The following is a 20,570-nucleotide window of genomic DNA, read 5'->3' as shown; positions in this document are numbered from 1 at the left end:
CTAGTCGTCTGGGTGGACGTACTGTAGCGCCTCGCGGACCGACTCGTTGGCACCCATGACGGTGATTCGGTCGCCCCGCTGGAGCGTGAAGTCCGCGCTCGGAACGCGCGTGTCGCCGTCTCTGGCGACCAACGCGATGAGGCAGTCGCCCGGGAGTTCCGGACCGACTTCGCGGACGGTGCGTCCGATGTGCTCCTCGGCGGTCAGTTCGACCTCCTGGATGTCGCCGGTGTGGCCGACTTCGCCCATCCAGTCCATCATCGCCGGCCGCTCGATGTAGTTGTCCATCGCCTGCGCGGTGGCGAGAACCGAGGAGATGGTCCGCACGCCGAGCTCCTCGAACGCGTCCACGTTGTCGGGGTTGTTCGCCCGCGCCAGAACCGTCTCGGGGTCGAACTTCGAGTTGACGAGCTGGGCGACGAGCAGGTTCACGTCGTCGTCGCCGGTCGCGGCCACGACGATGCGACTGTTGTCGGCCCCGGCCGAACGGAGCACGTCCGTGTCGGTGCCGTCGCCCTTGTGGACGGTGAAGCCCTCGTTGCGGGCGATTTGGACGGCTTCCTGACTCTGGTCGATGAGCACTACGTTCTCTCCGCGGTTTTCGAGGCGGGCGGCGAGCTCTCTCCCCACCTTTCCGCCTCCGATGACGAGTACACGCATTGGTATGATGTCGAGGTATTCTGCGATTCGGCGGGCGAACCCGCCTTCGAGGACGACCGTAGCGAGGATGACGAGGAAGACGGTGCCGACAAGAAGGTCCGCGGCCTCCGTCAACCCCTCCGCACGGAGCTGGATGGCGAACAGCGTTGCGACCGACGCGGGGATGATGCCGCGGGGTCCGACGAGGCTCATGAACATCCGCTCTTGGAAGCTGAACCGGTCGCCGACGGTCGATAAGAAGACGCCGAGCGGTCGAACGACGAGCGCGACGGCGACGACGACGCCGAGCCCGCCCGCGCCGAGCGCGATGAGCGTCTCGAACTGCAGGAGTGCCGCCAAGGCGATGAAGACGAACGAGAGCACCAGCAGGGTGATGTCGCCTTTGAACGCGGAGATGTCCTCCTCGTACGGCACGTCGAGGTTGGCGAGGAGGAGACCCGCCGTCGCCACCGCGGCGATGCCGGACTCGGTGGCGATGGTGTCGGCGGCACCGTACGCGACGAGTGCGCCGGCGAGGACGAGCAGTCGCGCGTTCTGCGGAGCGTTCCCCGGCGAGAGGTCCACGTACCGAAGCGCGTAGTAGATGGTCGCGGCGACGAGTCCGCCGACGAGGATGCCGACGCCGAGGCGTTCGGCGAACAGCGTCAGAAGCTCGGGTCCGCTGGTGATGCCGGAGATGATGGCCTCGAAGATGACGACGGCGAGGATCGCGGCCGTCACGTCGTTGACGATACCCTCCGTCTCCAACGCCGCCTCGACTCGGTCCCGCGCCGGGACGACTTCGAGAATCGGCGTGATGACCGTCGGCCCCGTGGCGACGAGCAACGCGCCGATGAGGAACGAGATCGGCCACGCGGCGTCCAGAAGGAAGTGGACCGCGGCGGCGGTTCCCAGAAGCGACAGCACCGCGCCGATGGTCACCAACCCGAGCGTCGCCGACGGCGCTTCGCGGAGTTTCGACGCCCGGAGGTGGAAGGCGCCCTCGAAGACGATGATGGCGACGGAGAGGCCGACGATGGCCGAGAGAGCGTTCCCGAACGAGTTCGGACCGATGACTCCCAGTACCTCCGGACCGAGGACGATTCCCGAGAACAGCAAGAAGACGACGCTCGGGACCTGAAACCGGTCGGAGAGTACCTGCGATACGACTCCGATGCCGATGATGGCCGCGACGATCGGGATGAGGTTCGCCCCTTCGGCGGTAGCCACTATGACACCTCCATGTGACTGTGGCGATGTGGCGAACAACCATAAGTCCATACATTCCCAACGCTGTTTCCGGGTGTGGAACTGAACGTACGTTCGGAAAATCTCCCAAATAGGACAAAAGTAGTAGAAAGGGTCAGTCGCGGGAGGCGGCCGTCTCGTCCTCGCCGTCGGGAGCGCGGTACAGCATCTCTATCTGATCCGCGTACCGATCGAGGATGTTCCGCCGCTTCTTCTTCATCGTCGGCGTCATGAGCTCGTTGTCCTCGGAGAACTCCTCGGGGACGAGGCGGAACTGCTTTATCCGCTCGTAGGACTCCAGGGACTCGTTCACCCGGTCTACCTCCTCCCGCACCCGTGCCCGAACTCGGTCGTCGCGGCAGAGGTCCTCGGGCTTTTCGGGCAGGCCGAGCCCCTCCCGTTCGTCCCACTCGCGCATTCCCTCGAAGTTCGGTACGACCAGCGCGGAGACGAACTTCCTGCCGTCGCCGAGAACCATGCACTGTTCGACGACGGAACTGGAGGCGAAGGCGTCCTCTATCGGACCGGGCGCGACGTTCTTGCCCGTCGAGAGCACGAGGATCTGCTTCGCGCGCTCTCGGAAGGCGACGTACCCGTCGGGTCGCAGTTCCACGATGTCGCCCGTCCGGAACCATCCGCCCTCGAACGACTCCGCCGTCTCCTCGGGGAGGTTCCAGTAGCCGTCGGTCACGTTCGGGCCGCGGACGAGGAGCTCGCCCACCTCGCCGCCCGCCTCGCCCTCGATGTCGCCGACGACGGTGTCGTCGAGTTTCACCTCGACGTCCTCCACCGGCGGGCCGATGGTTCCCACTTTGGGCTCCTCGACGGGGTTGACGGCGATGACGGGCGACGTCTCGGTCAGCCCGTACCCCTCCAGAATCGGCAGCCCCATCCCGTGATACAGGGCGCACAGCTCAGAAGAGAGGCTCCCGCCGCCGCTTATGAAGAACTCTATCCGCCCGCCGAGGGCCTCCCTGACCTGTTCGAAGACGAGTCGGTCGGCGACTCTGTGCTGCAGGCCGAGGAGGTAGCCGGGGGCGTCGCTCTCGTGGTGCCGTCGCCCCACGTCCACGGCCCACTCGAAGACGCGCTGCTTCAGGGCCGACTGCGACGCCTCCGTCCGGACGGCGTCGAACAGTTTCTCGTACACCCGCGGAACGCTCGTGCCGGTCGTCGGCGCGACGAGTTGGAAGTCCTCGCGGAGGGTGTCGGGGTTCTCGGCGTACGCCACCGTCGCGCCCGCGGCGAACATGAGGTAGTGCCCGGCGAGGCGTTCGAAGACGTGCGCCAACGGGAGGAACGACAGCGTCACCGATCCCGGCGCGATGACGGGCGCGTCGTCCTTGTCGGGCCGGGGGCCGAACCGCCGGTAACACTGGTTGACGTTCGAGCGGAAGTTCCGGTGCGTGAGGCGCACGCCCTTCGGTCTGCCCGTCGTCCCCGACGTGTAGATGAGGGAGGCGAGGTCCCCGGGGTCGGAGTCGTCCACCCACCCCTCGTAGGCCGCCTCGTCGAACGCCTCCGCGCCGCGGTCGTGGAGTTCGCCCAACGTGAGCAGGTCGTCCCTGTCGCGGACGGCCCCCGCCATCCCGCTCCCGTCGGGTATCTCGTCCATCACGACGACGAACTCCAGATCCAGGTCGTCCTCGACGGCGAGGACCCGCCGGAGGAGGTCGGCGTTCTCCACGACGACGCCCGTCGCGTCCGAGTCGTCCAGCAGGTACCGAACCTGTCTCTCGGAGGAGGAGGTGTACACCGTCGTGACCGTCGCGCCCGCCGCGAGGAGGGCGAAGTCGGTCTGCGCCCACTCCATGCGCGTGTGCGCGAAGATACCGACGCGGTCGTCGGCGGTCACGCCGAGTTCGCGAAAGCCGGCGGCGAGGTTGCGAACCACGTCGCGCATCTCGCGGTACCTCAGGTCGGCGAACGCTCCCGCCGGCGCGGCGGCGACGGCCCCCCGTTCGACGAGCGAACGGTCGTAGATGCCGCCTTTGTACCGCTGAGCGACCCGTTGAGCGTTCCGCTCAGCGCTGTCTTCGAACGTTCTCGCAAGCGTCGTGCGGCCGATTACCTCGTCGTCGAAGGCCGCTTCCGCGTCCCGCCAGTCCATGTCTCTTCCTCGTTCGTCCGCAACGTAAAACGATGTACGTTCGCGCGGCCGAACGTTGTTCGGCGTTCAACTGGCTGCAGTCCGCGAGGAGTTGTTCCGTCGCCGCCCGCCGAGACGGCCGACGGCGCGGTCACTCCCCGCTCTCGCCCTGCTTCGCCTTCCAGTCGAGGTAGCCGAGGACCCCGCGCGCGTTCAGGCGTTCCTCCTCGCGAGCCTTCGTCTCGCCCCACACGTTCACCATCTGCGTGTGTTCGGCGAAGTGTTCCACCACCGCCTCGTCGTCGCCGAGTTCCTCGCGTTTCTGCCGGACGGCCTCGACCCACTCGACGAGCGTCCGCTTGTACGTCTCCATCAGGTCGTCGTCGTACTCGCGGGGGCCGAAGTGGCCGAAGCAGAGCGTCTCCGGCGACAGTTCCTCGATGGTTCGGACGTCCTCCAGGCAGGCTTCGAGGTCGAACTGCGAGGGCGGCGTTGTCTGCCGTATCTCGCCGTTCGCCGGCACCCAGATGCCCGCGGCGTCGCCGGTGAACAGTATCTCCTCGCCCGGTTCGTAGAACATCGTCTGGTGGGGCGCGTGCCCCGGCGCGTGGACGACTTCGAGCGTCCGGTCGCCGAGCGATATCTCGTCGCCGTCCGTCAGCGGTTCAATTCGGTCCTCGGGGACCGGTTTCGGGTCGACGTAGAACCGCCACTGGTCGCCGACGGCGGCCTTCGTCCCCTCGACGAGGCGTTCGGGGTCCACCAGGTGCGGGACGCCTCTCTCGTGGGTCATCACCGTCGCGTTCGGGCAGGCCTCCGCGAGGCAGCCCGCGCCGCCCGCGTGGTCGAGGTGGATGTGCGTCGGGAGGATAAACGCCACGTCCTCGGGGGCGATCCCGACCGATTCGAGGGCGTCGAGCGTCCGTTCGTAGTGCGTGCCGATGCCCGAATCGACCAGCGTCGGTCGCTCCGCGTCCACGATGTAGACGGAGCCGTACGCCTCCGTGTCGTACATCCCGGTGTCCAGATAGTACACGTCGTCGTGGCCGGAGACGGCCTCCACGTCGCCAATCGCCATGCGTGAGGGGGGACGCCCGGAGCCAAAAGCGTTCGGTCGGCCACTCGGGGGAGACCTAAGTGTTCGCTCGCCGACGATTCGAGGTGACGAGCATGGACACGCGTTTGACGGAGCGACTCGGTATCGAGCGACCGGTGGTGCAGGCGCCGGTCGGAAGCGCGACCTGCCCCGAACTCGCCGCGGCCGTCTCGGAGGCCGGCGGACTGGGGATGCTCGCGGTGACGTGGCGCGACCCGGACGACGCGAGGGAGGCCGTTCGGGAGACGACCCGGCGGACGGACGCCCCCGTGGGCGTGAACGTGGTCCTCGACCCCGACGCGTCGGACGTTCCCGCGTCGGACCACGTGGAGGCGTGCCTCGATGTCGGGATCGGTATCTTCTCCTTTTCCTTCGGCGACGCCGCCCCGTTCGTGGACCGAATACGCGACGAGGGCGGGACGGTGCTCCAGACCGTCGGAAGCGCTGAGGAGGCCCGGACGGCGGTGGACGCCGGCGTCAATGTCGTCGTCGCCCAAGGCTGGGAAGCGGGCGGTCACGTCCAGAGCGACGTCGCGACGATGCCGTTGATTCCGCGCGTCGCCGACGCGGTGGACGTGCCCGTCGTCGCCGCGGGCGGCATCTCCGACGGACGGGGACTCGCGGCGGCGTTGACGCTCGGCGCGGACGGGGCGTGGCTCGGAACCCGATTCCTCGCGGCGGAGGAGGCGCGCGTCCACCGCGCGTATCGCCGCCGCGTCGTCGAGGCCGACGAGACGGAGACGGTCTACGGGACGCCGTACCCCGACGGGTGGCCGGGCGTCCCCCACCGGGTCATCCGAAACGAGACGACCGACCGATGGCGGGAAGCGGGCGAACCCGAGAGGGGACGGCCCGGCGAGGGCGAGACGGTCGCTCGCTCCCCTGACGGGGAACCGCTCTCGCGGTACGAGGACTCGCTCGCGGTTCCGGGAACGGACGGCGACGTGACCGAACTACCGCTGTACGCGGGACAGAGCGTCGGGTTGACCCGAGAGGTCGCTCCGGCGGCGACCATCGTGGAGACGCTGGTCGAGGATGCGCGGACGGCGCTGGGGAGCGCTCGCTCGTCGCTCCCGGACGCCGAGTAAACCCTGCCCCGCGGGCACACAGATGCGACACGGTTTTGCCGCGCCCGTCAGAATCTCGGAGCAATGATTAGCAGGCAGTTCCTCCGCGAGAACCCGGAGACGGTCCGGGAGGCGCTACGGAACAAGGGCGTCGAGGACGTGGACTTGGACCGGGTCCTCGAAGTGGACGAGGAGTGGCGGTCGCTGAAGAACCGCGGCGACGACCTGCGGCACGAACGCAACGAGACCTCCTCGAAGATAGGCGAACTCAAAGCCGCCGGCGAGGAGGAGGAGGCGCAGGCGGCCATCGAGAAGTCGCAGGAACTCAAAGCCGAGTTGGAGGACGTCGAGAACCGCGCGGACGAACTGGAGGACGAACTGGAGGCGGCCCTCATGCGGATTCCGCAGATTCCCCACGAGGACGTCCCCGTCGGCGCGGACGAGTCGGAGAACGTCGAACGCCGCCGCGAGGGGTTCGACGACTTGCGTTCGCTTCCGGACGAGGTGGTCCCGCACTACGACCTCGGCGAGGAACTCGACATCTTAGATTTCGAACGCGGCGCGAAGGTGACCGGCGGCGGCTTCTACTTCACGAAGGGCGAGGGCGCGATGCTCGAACACGCCCTGATCCAGTTCTTCCTCAACGTCCACCGCGAACAGGGCTACACCGACGTGTTCCCGCCGGTTCCGGTCAACTCGCGGTCGATGGAGGGGACGGGCCAGTTCCCGAAGTTCACCGAGGACGCCTACCGCCTCGGCGCGTCGAACGAGGAACCGTACGACGACGACGACCTGTGGCTCTGCCCGACGGCGGAGGTGCCCGTCACGAACATGTACCGCGACGAGATCCTCTTGGACGAGGACCTGCCGCTGAAGCTGCAGGCGTACACGCCGAACTTCCGGCGCGAGGCGGGCGAACACGGCACCGAGACGCGCGGCATCGTCCGCGTCCACCAGTTCAACAAGGTGGAGATGGTCAACTTCGTCCGCCCCGAGGAGAGCTACGAGCGATTCGAGGGACTCGTCGACGAAGCCGAGGAGGTGCTTCGCCGCCTCGGCCTCCCGTACCGCATCTTGGAGATGTGTACGGGCGACTTGGGCTTCACGCAGGCGAAGAAATACGACATCGAGGTGTGGGCTCCCGGCGACGACATGGAGGGCGGCCCCGAGGAGGGCGGCCGGTGGCTGGAAGTGTCGTCGGTGTCGAACTTCGAAGACTTCCAAGCCCGCCGCGCCGGACTGCGCTACCGGCCCGAACGCCACGAATCGGCGGAGTACCTCCACACGCTCAACGGGTCGGGCCTCGCCGTCCCGCGCGTGATGGTCGCCATCCTCGAGTACTACCAGAACGACGACGGCACCGTCACCGTCCCCGAACCGCTCCGACCCTACATGGGTGGCCGTGAAATTATTGAGGGCGGCGACCCAATCGGCGAATCGGCTCTCGGTTCGGGAACGAAGGACTGACGCCGCGTCCGTCGCGTTCTGCTCCGTTTAATCCGCCGTTTAATCCAGAAATTCGGCGTAATTCGGCGAAACTGGCTGCCACGGCCGGCCCCTTACTTGACGTTCCACGATGACCGGCGGGTATGGTCAGACGGATTCGCTACGATGTACCGGGTGATACTCGATGACGGCGGCCGAGGAGTCGCGGTGGTACGCCGTCGGACGCCACCGATTCGACGACCCCGACGAACTTGACGCGTCGATTCTCCTCTCTCTGGACGCGGACGCCGAACGCCCCACCTGCCTCTCCGGGACGGACCCGGAGGCGGTCGAGAACCTACTCGTCAGGGCTCGGGACGCCGGCGTCGACCTCTCGGTGTTGCTCTACATCGGCGACCGAGAGGTGAGGGTCGACACGGACGGCGTCATCGCGGTCAGGGACGAGCCGTGACGCTCACCGCGTGAACGTGTCGATTCGGCGGATTCGACCGCCGTCGAACGCGAACGCGTCGACGAACTCGAACCGGACCGTCCCGTCAGCGCCGACCAACCGCCCCCGGACGGCCCGCCCGTCGCCGTCGGCCGCGCGGTACGCGTCCACCACCTCGTGGGTCGTGTCCGTCTCGGGACGGTCCTCGCGCATGAACGCGACGAACGCGTCCCGCCCCTCGAACGTCCGGTCGGGTCGATCGTGGACGAACTCGGGGGCGAGGAGCGACCGGAGCCGGTCGTAGTCGCCCGCGTCGATGGCCTCATAGTATCGGAGTGCGGCGTCCGCCTCGTCTCGGCCGTCTCCGGCGGCGTCCGTTCCGTCGTCGTCGTCGCCAGACTGCGTCTGGCGGGCTGACGAGCTTCGCTCGTCAACGTCGCCAGACTGCGTCTCGCTGCCCGCAGAACCGTGTTCTGCGACGTCACCAGAACGCTCCGCGTTCTGGTTGGCGGGTGAGGCGCTCTGCGTCTCGTCAGCGTCCGTCGGTTCCATACCGTTCCTCTCTGCCACGAGCGGCATCTGTCTGTCGCCCGCGGCGCGACGAACCCCTTTTGTCGGCGCGCCGCCTGCGACAGAATGTGACTGCGGACGCCGACGCCGACGGGACGCGGGATCGGAGCGCGTACGAACTCCACGTTCGCTACGAGGGCGACGACGACCCGAACAAGTGCACGGCCCGGAAACTCGCGAAGTTCGACCTCGCGGAACTCCACCGCTCGGACCGCGCGACGCCGTACGGCGTCGTCCTGAACCCCCACGCGGAGCGCGCGCTCTCTCCCGCAGACGGGGGGGCGTCGAACCTCGTCGCCCTCGACTGTTCGTGGGGGTCGGCGGGCGAGGCGATGTTCTCGCTGCCCGGCGACCACCGCGCCCTGCCGTACCTCGTCGCGGCCAACCCGGTCAACTTCGGGCGGCCGATGCGCCTGACGACCGTCGAGGCGTTGGCCGCGGCGCTGTGCATCTTCGGCCGGAGAGACCGCGCGGAGGGGATTCTCTCGAAGTTCACGTGGGGTCACACCTTCCTCGAACTCAACGAGGAACCGTTGCGTCGCTACGCCGCCTGCGAGGACTCGACGGAGGTCGTCGAGGTTCAACGCGAGTACCTCGACCGCGGCCGCGAGGAGTAAGAGCTGTTTTAGACGCCCTTCGCCCACGATCCGACCGCGCCGGCGACTGCGCTGTCGATAGCGAACAGGAGCGTCACGACCAGTCCGACGAGGAGGACGCCCCCGCCGCCGATGGCCGACCCGATGGGACCGCCGGCGAGGCCGACGAGGCTCCCCAACAGGGCGAGACCGACCGTGAGGATGATGCCCGAAATCGACCCGGCGACGAGGCCGTTCCACGCGCCGTGTCCGAGACTCCCGCCGGCGAGGTAGCCCGCGGCGAACCCGCCGAGGAGTCCCGCGCCTATCTGTCCGATCACCGGCAGACTCAGGCCGACGGCTCCGACGACGAGGATGACGACGAAGCCGACGGCGACAGCGCGCCAGTCTATTGCCATGGTCGAACGTACGTTTCTCGCGCGCAAAAGCATCGTGGCAGTCCGCTCTTACCGTCCGGTGCGGCGGCCCGAAGCGTCGCTCCGAAACCGTTTCGATGTCGGAACCCCAACCGTTTCGCGTGAAACGCCGCCGCTTCCTCGCCGCCGCGGGCGTCGCCGTCGGCGCGGGCGTCCTCCACCGAACGCGGCGATACGAACTCGACGCGACGGCCGAGCGATTCGACTACGGACTCCGGTTCAACGACCTCGGCACCGAACGGCGGGGCGAGAGCGTCGCGCTCTCGTCGTTCCCGGAGTCGGTCCGTCCGACGCTCCGAGAGGCCGCCGCGGCGCCGGGCGCGTTCGGGGCGAACGACCTGCCCGACTCCGCACTCGAACGCCTCCGCGCGGCCGACTACCTCCGCGCGGCCGGCCGGTACTACACCACGTACGTCAGCGACGTGCGCGACGTTCCCCTCTCCGTCGAGGCGACCGTCCGCGAGTCCGCGCGCGCCGTTCGACCCCGCTACGTTCTCCCTGTCGCTCCATAACGAGGGCGGGGCGGGCACGTGGCTACTCGACGGGGACGTGAGCGTCGAGAGCGACGATGACGGCGGCCGCGAGGGGGACGGCGGCGGCGACTTTCCGTACCGCGTCAAACTCGACGTGCGTCGTCGGTCGCCGCGGTGAACCCCGGTCTGGGGCCGCGACACCAAAGGACGCCCTTTTACCCTTCGGCCGAGTAGACGCTGCAACATGATTTTCGAGTCCCTACCGACGACGCCGCGGTCGGAGGAACTTCTCGACAAGGCGTTCTCGCGCGCGGCGCGGTCCGGACGTGCGAAGTCGGGCTTGGAGGCCCAGCAGTCGATGCTCCAGACGGCCTCGTCCATCCTCTCGGACAACTTAGAGAACGTCGTCACCGAGTGGCCCGACTTCGGCACCGTGGACCCCTTCTACTACGAACTCGCGGACGCCATCGTGGACGTCGACGAACTCCGGCAGGCCCTCTCCGAGGTGACGTGGGCGAGTCGGCAGATATCCGAGATCCGCAGCGAGTACCAGCCGAAACTCCGCAGGACCGAACCGGAGACGGCGCGGAAGCACCGCAAGCAGGCGTTCGCCCGGATGGCCGACATCATGGACGAAATCGAAGACGACCTGCTCCTCATCGGCGAGGCGCGCGACGACCTGAAGGACCTCCCCGACATCCGCCCGGACGAACCCGCCATCGTCGTCGCGGGCTACCCCAACGTCGGCAAGTCGTCGTTCGTCAACAGGGTCACCCGCGCCTCCAACGAGATAGCGCGCTACCCGTTCACGACGCGCGGCGTCCAAATCGGCCACTTCGAACGCGACCGAATTCGCTACCAGATAATCGACACGCCGGGACTCCTCGACAGGCCCGAGGAGGAGCGAAACGACATCGAACGGCAGGCCGCGAGCGCACTCAAGCACCTCGCGGACGCCGTCATCTTCGTCGTGGACGCGAGCGAAGCGTGCGGTTACCCCCTCGAATCGCAGTTGGTGCTCCGCGACTCCGTCGAGGCGCAGTTCCCGGTGCCCGTCCTGACCGTCTGCAACAAGAGCGACCGCTCGACGGACGTGGAGGCGGACCTCTACATGAGCGTCGAGAACGAGGAGAGCATCGACGACGTGTTGGACGCCGCCGTCGACGCGGTCGGATACGAACCGGACATCCCGCCGTCTCGGCGGGAGTAGGTCGGAAAATACGGATTTCGGTGGAGGGCCGAAGCGACTGTTCTGCGGTTACTCGCGGTTACTCGGCTTCGTAGGTGACGCTGACCGTCGCGGTCACCGTCACCGGGCCGGGTTCGAAGGAGGTGGAGCCTCCCGCGGCGGTTTCGGCGGCGGCGCGGTCGTAGTACATCGGGGAGTTGCTGCCGTCCGTCGAGGCGGACCTGACCTCGCCGAGGGTGAGATTCGACGCGGACGCCAGCGTCTCGGCGTCCGTGCGGGCGGCGTCCATCGCGCGTTCTATCGCCTGCTGCCTGAGTTCGGCGCGCGTCTCCTCGGTGAGGGTGAACGCGACGTGGCCGACTTCGTTCGCGCCGTTGCCGACGGCGACGTCCACGATTTCGCCCGCGCGGGCGGGTTCGACTTCGACGCTGTAGGTGTGGACCGCGCGGTAGCCGACGACTTCGGGGTTGCCCCCGGAGTGGTCGTACTGGGGGTCGACGCGGTAGGCGGTGGTCTCGACGGCGTCGTCGGGCACGCCCGCGTCGCGCAGGGCCTGTCGCATCCGGTCTGCGTCTTCGGCGACTCGTTCGCGGGCGGCGTTGGCCGAGTCGGCGGTGGCGGTCACGGAGACCGAAATCACCGCGAGGTCGGCCTCAGCGGTCACGTCGCCGGACCCGGACGCCGAGATAGTCGCGGGGCCGGCGGCGGCCCCGTCGTCGCTTCCGCCGTCGGTCTGCAGGGGCGCGAGGCACCCCGATAGCAGGACGAGGACGGCGAGTGCGGTCGGGAGTAGGTACGCTCTGTATCGCATGATAGTACATCGGCGGCTCAGGTATTCAACTCGCCGTATGAACAAAGGCCTCTTTCAGTCACTCACGCCGCGAGCGACCCGGGTCCGACCCCCGCCGCGGACACCGCGGGGCGTTCGGGGCCGCCGTCCTGGTCTCTGGAAGTCGTCGCATCGCCGGCCCCTCCCGGCCGTTGGATGGCGATGTACCGCACCTCCACTTGGATGCCCTCCTCTCTCCACGGTTCGAGCGTATCGGGCACCTGCGCGTTGAGTTTGCGGCTGATTTCGTCGGCGACCTGCGGCGGCGGTTCGCCCGGCGGATAGCCGATGGTGATGGTGATGCGTTCCGGAGTCAGGAGGGGGAAGCTCCGGTACCCGACCTCCATCGAGATGAGACTCGCGTCCGGCGGAAGCGACGCCTCGATGGCGGCCCGGGCGTCGTTCTCGAACTCCGCGCTCCGAATCGAGCCGTACGTGGCGGCGCCGAGAACGGCCGTGAGGATGAGCAGAATCACGCTGAACGTCGTGACGCGCGTCATCATGATCGACCGGGCTTCGTTCTCTTGGACCCACAGTTTCGGCCGGTACCCCAACCGCCACAACACGACGAGGGCGACGACGTTGATGGACAGGACGTTCACGAGGACGAGCACGATGGACCCGAGCACCGCGACCGGCGACCCCCACGCGAGGCCGATACCGACGACCGCCATCGGGGGCACCAACGCCGCGGCGATCATGACGCCGACGAGGGCGGCGGAGACGCCGGAGGCGAGCGAGAACGCCCCGGCTGCCCCCGCACCGAGAGCGACGACCAGCGACAGAACGTCGGGCGAGAGGCGCGACTCCACCTCCCCGATGGAGAACACCTCCTGCCCGGTGAGGGGGACGATGTTCGTCGTCCGGAGTATCAACGCGAAGAGAGCGGCGCTCACGATGCCGAGGAGGATGCCGGACGTCTGCAACTTCGCCCCGCGGACGAACATCTCCCGGTCGTCGATTATCGTGCCGACGCTCGTCGTCATTGCCGGGCCGACCAGGGGAGCGATGACCATCGACCCGACGACGACGGCGGGCGAGTCGAGGAGCACTCCCGCGGTGGCGACGATGGCGCTGATGATGGTCATCACGACGAACGTCAGCGTCCGCGGCGCCATCTCCTCGGCGCGCGCGACGAGTTCCTCGCGCGCGATCCGGTCGCTCCCCTCGGGGTTCTCCTCCTCCCACTCCTCTTGGAGTTCGTCGAACCGCCGAGAGACGACAGTCTCGGCCTGGGTGACGACGATGTACGAGTCGCGTTCTATCCCGACGTCGCGGAGGCGGTTCAGGATGTGTTCGACCGCCGCCTTCGGGATGGGGAACGCGACGACGGCGGCGTACTGACGGTTGCTCGACTCGGTGGAGAGGGCGTAGTCGATTCCCTCCTCTTCGAGGACTCCGACGACGGCCTGTCGCTTCCCCGTCGGAACCATCACTTGGACGAGTCGCACGACTGAACGTTGGACGGACGGGGGAAAACTTCGGGGGATACGCTCTCAGTCACGGTAGTAACGACAATCGCGAGCCGCGACAGAAAAATCGCGCGAGGGCGTCACTCCACGTCGGCCGTGTCGCTCCGTCGATAGCGGTTGACGCGGCGGTAGCCCTGAATCGCGCCGCCGGGTCCGAGTTCGATCTCGTAACTGCCGAGGATGTCCTGGGAGTCGGGCACCGCCGGACGCTCTATCAGGTCGACGACGACCAACCAGCCGTCCTCCTCGGCCCTGATTTCGCTGATGCCGTCTAACTCCCGTCCGATGAGGTCAGACGCGGTGGTTTCGACGATCTGTCTGACCTCGAGGATATCGACGGACTCCCCGCCGGTTCCCTCGGCGGCGTCCTCGATTCCGTCCGCGTCCGAGTCCACCGTCTCGTCGCCTTCCCGGCCGATGTCGCTCGCTTCGGTTCCGTCCGCGGACTCCGCGTCGGCGTCGGCGTCGGCGTCGGATTCCGAATCGGCGTCGGCGTCAGATTCCGAGTCGGCGTCGCTCTCGGATTCGTTTTCGCCGTCGCCTCCGCTCTGTTCGGTATCTTCCTCGCTTTGCGCGTCGCCTCCGTTCCCGCCGTCGCTTTCGCTACCGCTCTCCGCCTCTGTCCCGCCGTCCGCGGCTATCTCGTCTATCGTTTCGTCACTCTCTCCGTGTTGGTAACAGAACTCGCCGTCGCCGGCGGTTCGGGAACACCGCTCGCCGTCGCGGGTGAGAGCGATACATCGCTCCGTCTCGTCAGTCGTCGCTGGGGCTTCGGCCATAGTGTCACATTCCTCCCACGATGGATTGAATCTGGCCCCTAATCTCCTCGACTTCCTCGTGCGAGGACACCTTCGAGGCGAGGACGTCGGTGCAGATGTCCACGAGGACGTCGTCGTCCGCTGGGAACGCCGCCAGTCCGCGCGCGGCCATGATGGCGGCCCGCGTGCCGACGGTGATGTCCATCTCCTCGCGGAGGCCGCGGACGATGGTGACGATCTTCTCAATGCTCTCGCGGTCGAGTTCGTCGACTTCCGAATCGACGATTTCCACCTCCGTCTCCCGGCCGTAGAAGCCCATGTGGATGCCGACGAGTCGGTCGAGAAGTGCGTCCTGCGGGCGGTGGACGCCGGCGTACTCGATCGAATTCGACGTGAGCACCGTCCGGAACTCGGGGTGGACCTCGACGGTTCGGTCCGCCCCGCGACCGGTCGAGTACTCCAGGAGGCCCTCCTCGAACGCCGACAGGAGGACGTTGTTCGCGGCGGGTTTCGAGCGCGAGAACTCGTTGTAGATGAGGGTCGCGCCCTCCCGCGCGGCGACCGACAGGGGGTTGTCCACCCAGCGGTCGCGGGTGATGGACTTCTTCTTCACCACGTCTCTGACGTACTGGTCGCGTTCTGTGTACTGCTCTTTACCCGCGTGCTCGCCGACGAGCGCGGCGGTGTCCACCGCGTCGTCGCCTTCTATCCAGACGATGGGGCGTCCGCGCGCCACGGCCGCTTGAACGGCCATCGTCGTCTTGCCGCACCCGGTCGGTCCGACGAGGTGGACGGGCTGTTCGGCCGCCCACCAGTTGTTGATGCGCTCTACGAGCGCTTGCGTCTCGTCGGTTTCGACGAACGGCTCGAACCGGTGGGCGACCTCCTCGGCCGACAAGGGGCCGTCGTCGCCGCCTTCGTCCACCTCGGACCGGTGCCGGTCGAGGTCCTTCTCCTCCTTGCTTCGGCGCTGCGTTCCCTCCTTGTCGGACCGCACGCGGAGGCCGCGTACCGTCCGGTTGTGTTCGGAGCCGTCGGACATTCAGTCGGTTACTGCGTCTGCGCTGGCTCGGTTTCGACTTCTATCTCCTCTAGTTCGTCGATGTCGCCCGAGGCGCTCGCCTGTTCGATCTTCGCTATCTCCTCCGCGTAGTGGAGGAAGGTGTCGACCGACGCGACGACGACGCGCGCCTCGACGGTGAGCAGTTCGATACCGACGACGGAGATACGGGCCCAGACGTCGATGACGACGCCTTTGTCGAGGACCCGGTCGAGGACTTCCGCGAGACTTGACGAGTTGGGTGTTCGTTGTGCCATTTTAATCGACCTGGAACTCATCTCCGAACCGGAGCGTAATGAGGCTTGAGGCCAATATGTGAATGTAGACAGATTATCAGGACATACAGTTAGCAATTAGCGAATTAATCCCTGTGTTGAGAAAACAATCGAACAGGGTAAATTCAGTAATTTTGATAAACACCATGTCTTATCCGGCTCGCTCCCCTTATATGTAGGTGTGCGGGCAGCCGTCGCGGACGGCCGCGGTTCCGCGCGAAGATTCCAATGAGCGAAGAGAACCTGTACGTCTACGGAGCCATCGACGCAGAGGACCTCGATTTAGAGATATCCGGGGTCGGAGGGGCCGAGCGAGTGTACACGATCACCCACAAGACCATCTCGGCCATCGTCTCCGACATCGACACCACGGACCCGGAACGGACCGACGAGAACGTACAGGCGCACGACGAAGTGCTACGGACGGTACTGGAACACGGCGACGGCCGGACGGTCGTTCCCATGCAGTTCGGGATGGCGTTCAAGGACGCGCGGACGCTGAAGAACGTCCTCCGAGGCACGCGCCCGGCGTTCAAGCGCGCCCTCAACGACGTCGAGGGAATGGTCGAACTGGGCGTGAAGGTCGTCGCCGAGGAGAACACCGACCTCGACGAGAGCACCGTCGAAGAAGCCGCAGAGCGCCTCACGGAGGTCAGCGTCAACGAAGTCGAGAACGGCCAGTTCAGCGACCGACTGCTGCTCAATCGCTCGTATCTGGTCGAGCGCGACGCGCAGGCCGAGTTCGGCGAAGCGGTGGACGAACTCGAGGCCGAACTCGGCGACGTGCTGGTGCAGTACACCGGTCCGTGGGCGCCGTACAACTTCGTCGACATCCACGTCGGCGTCGACAGATGAGCCATGTTCCTCCTCGATGACCTGCTCGTACGGCCGTTTATCTCGCTTCTCGACGTCCTCCACCAGCTGGCGCTCGAGGAGATGTACGACATCGAAGCGCTGCAGGACGAACTGAAGGAGAACCAGCTGCTGTACGAACTGGGCGAACGGCCGCAAGAGGAGTACGAGCGTCGGAAGGAGGAGCTCGAAGAGCAACTGGCGCTCGCGGAGGAGGTGCGCGAGCAACTGTCCGGCGGTAAGGTAGAGGTGAAACGCTAATGCACGATTCAAACGACGACGACGAGAACCGATCGGACGACCGGGACGGCGTGTCGCTCGGTGCGGGACTGCGGGCGCTGACGGACCTGCTGTCGGCGCTCGGAAAGCGCAACCGAAAGAGCGGTTCGGGCCTGTTCGACACCGACCGGTCCTCCGTCGAGTACCGGTACTCCGTCGAGTCGGGACTCGGCGACGGGCCGGAGCACGAACGGTCGACGCGCGACAGTCTGGGGCGCACGCCCCGGAAGGAGCGACCCCGGACGAAACGGCGCACGAACGCGGATCTCCCGTCGGCGGTCAGCCACGACGAGGACGTGGCTGTCGTCACCGTCGACCTCCGCGACTTCGACCCCGACGACGTGACGGTCGGACTGGACGGCGACGAGTTGGTCGTCGCCGTGGACGGTAGCCAAGTGGACCGGATTCCCGTTGACGTCCCGCCGGATCGAAACACGACCGCGCGACTCAACAACGGCGTCCTACAGGTCAGAATCGAACCCGAGGGAGGGCGGGACCGATGAGCGAAGACCTCGACGAACTCCTCGACCGGACCGAAGAGGAGATGGCGAAACTCGAAGAGTCGATGGACGACGAGAACGTCGAGGAGGCCCTCCAGATCCTCCAGCGACTGGTTCGCACGGCGGACGAACTCGAAGACGTCCTCGACACGGTGGACCTGAGCGAACTCCCGGACGCCGTGGACGGCGGGGAACTCGTGAAGGCCGTCGACGCCGGCGAAGTCCCCGACGCACTCCGCGACGGCGACATCGGGGACGCCGTCGACTACCGGCAACTCCTCCGCGCGGTCGAACTCCGGAAGATGCTGGACGCGACCGACGTCCGCCAACTCTGGAAGCAGTCGCGGGACTCCGAGATGTTCGGGGGCGAAGAGTCCGGCCTGCTCGATTCAGGCGGCGACGACTCGGGCCTCCTCGGCGGATCCGACGACGGGGACGCGGACGCCGAGGAGGACGACGTCATCGCGGAACTCGAAGGGCTGATCGACGGCGACGACGACGAAGAAGACGAATCGTTCGTCGAGAGCGCCGCGGACGCCCTCACCGGCGATGACTCCGACGACGCGGACGAGGAGGATGAATCGTTCGTCGAGAGCGCCGCGGACGCCCTCACCGGCGGCGATTCAGACGACGCCGCTTCCGACGACGACAGGATTCTCGCCGGAGACGACGACGGCGACGGACTGGTCGCCGGAGACGACGGCGGGTTGATGGGCGGCGACGGCGACGGACTCGGCGACTACGACCCGGAGGCGGTCCAGATAGGGATTCAGTCGAAGGCCATGGAGGCCGTAGACGAGTTCCGGGCGGGGATGCTGGAGGCCCACGAGAAACTGAAGACGGTCTACGAGAAGAACCAAGAGCGCACCAGCAACCGGAGCAAGAAAACCTCCTCGCGGAACCCGACCGCGGTCCGGACGATACAGAACGACCGCGGCGACATCGGGCACGCGACGCACTACTCGACGATTCCGCAGGAGACGCGCTACTCAACGGCGCCGAACCGCAAGCGCATCTACGGCTCTCGGTTCGAACAGGAGGCGCGCAAGTCGCAACCGGAGACACGCAAGTCACAATCGGAGACGAAGACGGAACCGAACGCGGAGACGGAACCGGAGACGGGTGAGTCCGATGGTTGAGCAACCGTCCCGCCAGAAGACCGACCTCGCCGAGATGGTCGAGATGCTTCTGGACAAAGGCGTCGTCATCAACGCGGACATCGTCGTCTCCATCGGCGACACCGAACTCCTCGGGGTGAAGGTGCGCGCGGCCATCGCCTCCTTCGAGACGGCCGCGGAGTACGGACTGGAGTTCCCCGAGGGGACCGACATGGACCGCGTCGAGGCCGCCGCGAAAGGCGAACGCCGCGAGGGCCTCTCCGAGGCGGAAGCGCCCGTAACGGTGACCGAGTCATCGAAGGAGGAACTGGACGCGGCGGAGGCCCGGGGGAAGGAGGACGAAGACGACGAAGACGACGAAGACGACGACTGGGACGAGGCGGAGTTCCTGACCGCGAAGACGCCCGTGACCAGTCAGACTCCCGCGAGCGGTCAGACGCGGACGTCGGCGGAGACGCCCGCGACGGGGGAGACGCCGGCGTCGCCGGACGAAAGCGACCCCGCGGCGGACGCGTCCGACGAACCGGACGCCGGCGACGCCGACGCGGACGAGAGAGACTCCGCGTCGTCGGTCTCCGCGGAGTCCAGTGATGCGGAGGCCGACGACACGGACTCCGACGACGCCGACACGGAGGACGACGCGGAGGCGGAATCGGCCGACGAAGACACGTCCCCCGAGGACGAAGGAGACGGGGACGAAGCATGACCACCATCGAGATAGACGACGAGAACGCCGGAACCGGGCTGGTGGCGTTGGTCGTCACCGTGGTCGAACTGCTCGTCGAGGCGTTGGAACGGGAGGCGGTCCGGCGCATGGAGTCTGGTCACCTCTCCGACGAGGAGATAGAGCGCCTCGGTCGGCAGTTGGCCGCAATCGAGTCCGAAATTGAGTCGCTCAAAGAGCAGGAGGGAATCGAGGAACCGGTCGAGGACCTCCGGAGCGACTTGGACGGACTGGTCGAAGACGCCATCCGACAGGTCGAGGACACCGAGTGGGTGAAACCCGCGACGGAGGTCGAACGCGATGAGTGACGCCTCCGCCACCGAGTTCGACGAGGGGCGGTACCTCTACTGCGTCGTCCGGGCCGACGACGCCGACGCCGAGTTCGACGTCGAGGGTATCGAGGACGAACCCGTCCGCCTCGTGACCGAGGGCGACGTCGGCGCGGTGGTTCACCGCTGCGAGTCACTGTACGACAGCGACGACCCGACGACGCTGAAGCGCTGGCTGTTGGCCCACCAGCGAGTGACCGACGCCGCCGCGGACGCCTTCGGCACCCCGCTCCCCGTCCGCTTCGACACGGTGCTGACGGGCGACGACGACGCCGTGCGGGAGTGGCTTCGGGAGTCCGCGGACGGCCTCCGGGACGCCCTCGACGCCCTGGCCGGGCGACGAGAGTACCGCATCGAGGTGCGCCGCGACGAGAGCACCCTCGCCGACCGCCTCGCGGAGACGGACGACCGCCTCGGCGAACTCCGTGAGAAGAAGGAGGAGGCCGGGGAGGGAACCGGGTTCCTCGTCGGCAAGCAGTACGAACAGCGGTTGGAGGACCTCCTGCGCGAACACCGCGAGAACGAGGCCGAGGCCGTCGCGGAGGAACTGGCCCGGTACGCCGAACGGGTCCAACGGTTGGGCGAGAACCGGAGCGCGTCGCTCGTCGGCGCGCAACCGGACGACGACGACTCGATGAGTTCCGTCCGGTTCGCCGTGTTGGCCCCCGTGGACCGCGAGGACGACATCGGCGAGATACTGGACGAGGTGGCCGCCGAGGACGGCGTGGAGGTGCGGTTCAGCGGCCCGTGGCCGCCGTACTCCTTCGCGCCGGAACTCGACGTCGGCGCGACGGAGGAGGGGTCGCCGTGAAACCGAGCAAGGGCGACCAGCACGCGGTCGTCGATCTGGTCGATATGCTCCTCCACAAGGGCGCGGTCGTCGAGGCGGACGTGCTCATCACCGTCGCCGACATCCCCCTCGTGGGGCTGAAACTCCGCGCCGCCCTCGCGGGTATGGCGACGATGCGGGAGTACGGCATGTTCGAGGAGTGGGACGAGGTACAACGGGAGCTGAGTCGGGAGGAGGTCGCTCAGCACCCGATGCGCTCTCGGCTCACCGCCTCGGAGAACGCGGAGAAGAAATCGGACGCGGACGAACGGTAGTTACGTTGCGG

24 protein-coding genes are annotated in these 20,570 nt (G+C 67.1%); 14 read left to right on the top strand and 10 right to left on the bottom strand.

What is annotated here, in order from left to right:
- The 3 genes from ACZ522_RS09665 to ACZ522_RS09655 form a co-directional block, all read right to left on the bottom strand.
- Positions 1-1,869, bottom strand: coding sequence for a cation:proton antiporter domain-containing protein (locus tag ACZ522_RS09665; RefSeq protein ID WP_379692579.1), 1,869 nt, complete (start codon positions 1,867-1,869; stop codon positions 1-3).
- Positions 1,870-2,002: 133 nt separating this feature from the next.
- Entirely contained in the window at positions 2,003-3,997 is a 1,995-nt protein-coding gene (locus ACZ522_RS09660; RefSeq protein WP_379692580.1) for an AMP-dependent synthetase/ligase, read from the bottom strand.
- A 130-nt stretch (positions 3,998-4,127) separates the two neighbouring features.
- Positions 4,128-5,054, bottom strand: a complete 927-nt coding sequence (locus tag ACZ522_RS09655; protein ID WP_379692581.1) for an MBL fold metallo-hydrolase — start codon at positions 5,052-5,054, stop codon at positions 4,128-4,130.
- Between the two features lie 92 nt (positions 5,055-5,146).
- On the opposite strand from ACZ522_RS09655, the gene ACZ522_RS09650 reads away from it, so the two are divergent.
- The 3 genes from ACZ522_RS09650 to ACZ522_RS09640 all read left to right on the top strand — a co-directional run bounded on the left by ACZ522_RS09650 (position 5,147) and on the right by ACZ522_RS09640 (position 8,036).
- Positions 5,147-6,160: an NAD(P)H-dependent flavin oxidoreductase gene (locus tag ACZ522_RS09650; protein WP_379692583.1), complete on the top strand. Its 1,014-nt coding sequence runs from the start codon at positions 5,147-5,149 to the stop codon at positions 6,158-6,160.
- Positions 6,161-6,223: 63 nt separating this feature from the next.
- Positions 6,224-7,606 (top strand): serine--tRNA ligase, encoded by a 1,383-nt coding sequence (gene serS, locus ACZ522_RS09645; RefSeq protein ID WP_379692585.1) that lies wholly within the window; start codon positions 6,224-6,226, stop codon positions 7,604-7,606.
- A 163-nt stretch (positions 7,607-7,769) separates the two neighbouring features.
- Positions 7,770-8,036: a hypothetical protein gene (locus tag ACZ522_RS09640; protein WP_379692586.1), complete on the top strand. Its 267-nt coding sequence runs from the start codon at positions 7,770-7,772 to the stop codon at positions 8,034-8,036.
- A 3-nt stretch (positions 8,037-8,039) separates the two neighbouring features.
- Here ACZ522_RS09640 and ACZ522_RS09635 read toward each other — a convergent pair whose 3' ends face one another.
- The gene (locus ACZ522_RS09635; RefSeq protein ID WP_464391820.1) at positions 8,040-8,333 is read right to left on the bottom strand and encodes a nuclear transport factor 2 family protein; all 294 of its coding nucleotides are present in this window, start codon (positions 8,331-8,333) and stop codon (positions 8,040-8,042) included.
- Between the two features lie 320 nt (positions 8,334-8,653).
- Between ACZ522_RS09635 and ACZ522_RS09630 the strand changes: the two genes are divergently transcribed.
- Positions 8,654-9,202: a DUF367 family protein gene (locus ACZ522_RS09630; RefSeq protein WP_379692588.1), complete on the top strand. Its 549-nt coding sequence runs from the start codon at positions 8,654-8,656 to the stop codon at positions 9,200-9,202.
- Between the two features lie 8 nt (positions 9,203-9,210).
- On the opposite strand, the gene ACZ522_RS09625 is transcribed toward ACZ522_RS09630, so the two are convergent.
- Positions 9,211-9,579 carry a DUF5518 domain-containing protein gene (locus tag ACZ522_RS09625; protein ID WP_379692589.1) on the bottom strand — a complete coding sequence of 123 codons (369 nt, stop codon included), beginning with the start codon at positions 9,577-9,579 and terminating at the stop codon, positions 9,211-9,213.
- A gap of 119 nt (positions 9,580-9,698) precedes the next feature.
- Between ACZ522_RS09625 and ACZ522_RS09620 the strand changes: the two genes are divergently transcribed.
- Positions 9,699-10,109, top strand: coding sequence for a hypothetical protein (locus tag ACZ522_RS09620; protein WP_379692590.1), 411 nt, complete (start codon positions 9,699-9,701; stop codon positions 10,107-10,109).
- 205 nt (positions 10,110-10,314) lie between these two features.
- Entirely contained in the window at positions 10,315-11,280 is a 966-nt protein-coding gene (locus ACZ522_RS09615) for an NOG1 family protein (protein ID WP_379692591.1), read from the top strand.
- A gap of 58 nt (positions 11,281-11,338) precedes the next feature.
- Here the strand turns inward: ACZ522_RS09615 and ACZ522_RS09610 are convergent, their stop codons facing one another.
- The 5 genes from ACZ522_RS09610 to gvpA form a co-directional block, all read right to left on the bottom strand.
- Complete coding sequence (locus tag ACZ522_RS09610; protein WP_379692592.1) at positions 11,339-12,070, bottom strand: SIMPL domain-containing protein; 732 nt, start codon at positions 12,068-12,070, stop codon at positions 11,339-11,341.
- Between the two features lie 62 nt (positions 12,071-12,132).
- Positions 12,133-13,539 carry a TIGR00341 family protein gene (locus tag ACZ522_RS09605; RefSeq protein WP_379692593.1) on the bottom strand — a complete coding sequence of 469 codons (1,407 nt, stop codon included), beginning with the start codon at positions 13,537-13,539 and terminating at the stop codon, positions 12,133-12,135.
- A gap of 101 nt (positions 13,540-13,640) precedes the next feature.
- A complete protein-coding gene (gene gvpO / locus ACZ522_RS09600) occupies positions 13,641-14,339 on the bottom strand; it encodes a gas vesicle protein GvpO, halophile-type (RefSeq protein WP_379692595.1) in 699 nt (232 codons plus the stop codon).
- Positions 14,340-14,343: 4 nt separating this feature from the next.
- The gene (gene gvpN, locus ACZ522_RS09595; RefSeq protein ID WP_379692597.1) at positions 14,344-15,360 is read right to left on the bottom strand and encodes a gas vesicle protein GvpN; all 1,017 of its coding nucleotides are present in this window, start codon (positions 15,358-15,360) and stop codon (positions 14,344-14,346) included.
- Positions 15,361-15,368: 8 nt separating this feature from the next.
- On the bottom strand, positions 15,369-15,635 hold the full coding sequence (gvpA, locus tag ACZ522_RS09590) for a gas vesicle protein GvpA (RefSeq protein ID WP_217628970.1): 267 nt from the start codon (positions 15,633-15,635) through the stop codon (positions 15,369-15,371).
- 246 nt (positions 15,636-15,881) lie between these two features.
- Here gvpA and ACZ522_RS09585 point away from each other — a divergent pair, with 246 nt between their 5' ends.
- From ACZ522_RS09585 to gvpM, 8 genes are read left to right on the top strand one after another with little or no spacing between them, the layout of a single operon-like run.
- The gene (locus ACZ522_RS09585; protein WP_379692598.1) at positions 15,882-16,508 is read left to right on the top strand and encodes a GvpL/GvpF family gas vesicle protein; all 627 of its coding nucleotides are present in this window, start codon (positions 15,882-15,884) and stop codon (positions 16,506-16,508) included.
- Between the two features lie 3 nt (positions 16,509-16,511).
- The gene (gvpG, locus tag ACZ522_RS09580; RefSeq protein ID WP_379692600.1) at positions 16,512-16,766 is read left to right on the top strand and encodes a gas vesicle protein GvpG; all 255 of its coding nucleotides are present in this window, start codon (positions 16,512-16,514) and stop codon (positions 16,764-16,766) included.
- Positions 16,766-17,287 (top strand): gas vesicle protein GvpH, encoded by a 522-nt coding sequence (gene gvpH / locus ACZ522_RS09575; protein ID WP_379692602.1) that lies wholly within the window; start codon positions 16,766-16,768, stop codon positions 17,285-17,287. The genes gvpG and gvpH overlap by 1 nt, the downstream gene beginning before the upstream one ends.
- Positions 17,284-18,423: a hypothetical protein gene (locus tag ACZ522_RS09570; protein ID WP_379692603.1), complete on the top strand. Its 1,140-nt coding sequence runs from the start codon at positions 17,284-17,286 to the stop codon at positions 18,421-18,423. Before gvpH ends, ACZ522_RS09570 begins: the two co-directional genes overlap by 4 nt.
- Positions 18,416-19,108, top strand: a complete 693-nt coding sequence (gvpJ, locus tag ACZ522_RS09565) for a gas vesicle protein GvpJ (protein WP_379692604.1) — start codon at positions 18,416-18,418, stop codon at positions 19,106-19,108. Before ACZ522_RS09570 ends, gvpJ begins: the two co-directional genes overlap by 8 nt.
- The gene (gene gvpK, locus ACZ522_RS09560) at positions 19,105-19,434 is read left to right on the top strand and encodes a gas vesicle protein GvpK (protein WP_379692605.1); all 330 of its coding nucleotides are present in this window, start codon (positions 19,105-19,107) and stop codon (positions 19,432-19,434) included. The genes gvpJ and gvpK overlap by 4 nt, the downstream gene beginning before the upstream one ends.
- On the top strand, positions 19,427-20,266 hold the full coding sequence (gene gvpL, locus ACZ522_RS09555) for a gas vesicle protein GvpL (protein ID WP_379692606.1): 840 nt from the start codon (positions 19,427-19,429) through the stop codon (positions 20,264-20,266). Before gvpK ends, gvpL begins: the two co-directional genes overlap by 8 nt.
- Positions 20,263-20,559: a gas vesicle protein GvpM gene (gvpM, locus tag ACZ522_RS09550; protein ID WP_379692608.1), complete on the top strand. Its 297-nt coding sequence runs from the start codon at positions 20,263-20,265 to the stop codon at positions 20,557-20,559. Before gvpL ends, gvpM begins: the two co-directional genes overlap by 4 nt.
- Positions 20,560-20,570 lie beyond the last annotated feature (11 nt).

Source organism: Halopelagius fulvigenes (genome assembly GCF_055398025.1).
The sequence above is the reverse complement of the archived record's forward strand: the minus strand, read 5'-3'. Positions and strand labels throughout refer to the sequence as shown.

Bases quoted from the DNA above. Each gene is read 5' to 3' on its own strand.
- gvpJ (WP_379692604.1), top strand. From the start codon at position 18,416: ATGGTTGAGCAACCGTCCCGCCAGAAGACCGACCTCGCCGAGATGGTC.
- ACZ522_RS09585 (WP_379692598.1), top strand. From the start codon at position 15,882: ATGAGCGAAGAGAACCTGTACGTCTACGGAGCCATCGACGCAGAGGAC.
- ACZ522_RS09660 (WP_379692580.1), bottom strand. From the start codon at position 3,997: ATGGACTGGCGGGACGCGGAAGCGGCCTTCGACGACGAGGTAATCGGC.
- gvpH (WP_379692602.1), top strand. From the start codon at position 16,766: ATGCACGATTCAAACGACGACGACGAGAACCGATCGGACGACCGGGAC.
- ACZ522_RS09640 (WP_379692586.1), top strand. From the start codon at position 7,770: ATGACGGCGGCCGAGGAGTCGCGGTGGTACGCCGTCGGACGCCACCGA.
- gvpL (WP_379692606.1), top strand. From the start codon at position 19,427: ATGAGTGACGCCTCCGCCACCGAGTTCGACGAGGGGCGGTACCTCTAC.
- gvpK (WP_379692605.1), top strand. From the start codon at position 19,105: ATGACCACCATCGAGATAGACGACGAGAACGCCGGAACCGGGCTGGTG.
- gvpO (WP_379692595.1), bottom strand. From the start codon at position 14,339: ATGGCCGAAGCCCCAGCGACGACTGACGAGACGGAGCGATGTATCGCT.
- ACZ522_RS09610 (WP_379692592.1), bottom strand. From the start codon at position 12,070: ATGCGATACAGAGCGTACCTACTCCCGACCGCACTCGCCGTCCTCGTC.
- gvpG (WP_379692600.1), top strand. From the start codon at position 16,512: ATGTTCCTCCTCGATGACCTGCTCGTACGGCCGTTTATCTCGCTTCTC.
- ACZ522_RS09655 (WP_379692581.1), bottom strand. From the start codon at position 5,054: ATGGCGATTGGCGACGTGGAGGCCGTCTCCGGCCACGACGACGTGTAC.
- ACZ522_RS09625 (WP_379692589.1), bottom strand. From the start codon at position 9,579: ATGGCAATAGACTGGCGCGCTGTCGCCGTCGGCTTCGTCGTCATCCTC.
- ACZ522_RS09615 (WP_379692591.1), top strand. From the start codon at position 10,315: ATGATTTTCGAGTCCCTACCGACGACGCCGCGGTCGGAGGAACTTCTC.
- serS (WP_379692585.1), top strand. From the start codon at position 6,224: ATGATTAGCAGGCAGTTCCTCCGCGAGAACCCGGAGACGGTCCGGGAG.
- gvpN (WP_379692597.1), bottom strand. From the start codon at position 15,360: ATGTCCGACGGCTCCGAACACAACCGGACGGTACGCGGCCTCCGCGTG.
- ACZ522_RS09570 (WP_379692603.1), top strand. From the start codon at position 17,284: ATGAGCGAAGACCTCGACGAACTCCTCGACCGGACCGAAGAGGAGATG.
- gvpA (WP_217628970.1), bottom strand. From the start codon at position 15,635: ATGGCACAACGAACACCCAACTCGTCAAGTCTCGCGGAAGTCCTCGAC.
- ACZ522_RS09650 (WP_379692583.1), top strand. From the start codon at position 5,147: ATGGACACGCGTTTGACGGAGCGACTCGGTATCGAGCGACCGGTGGTG.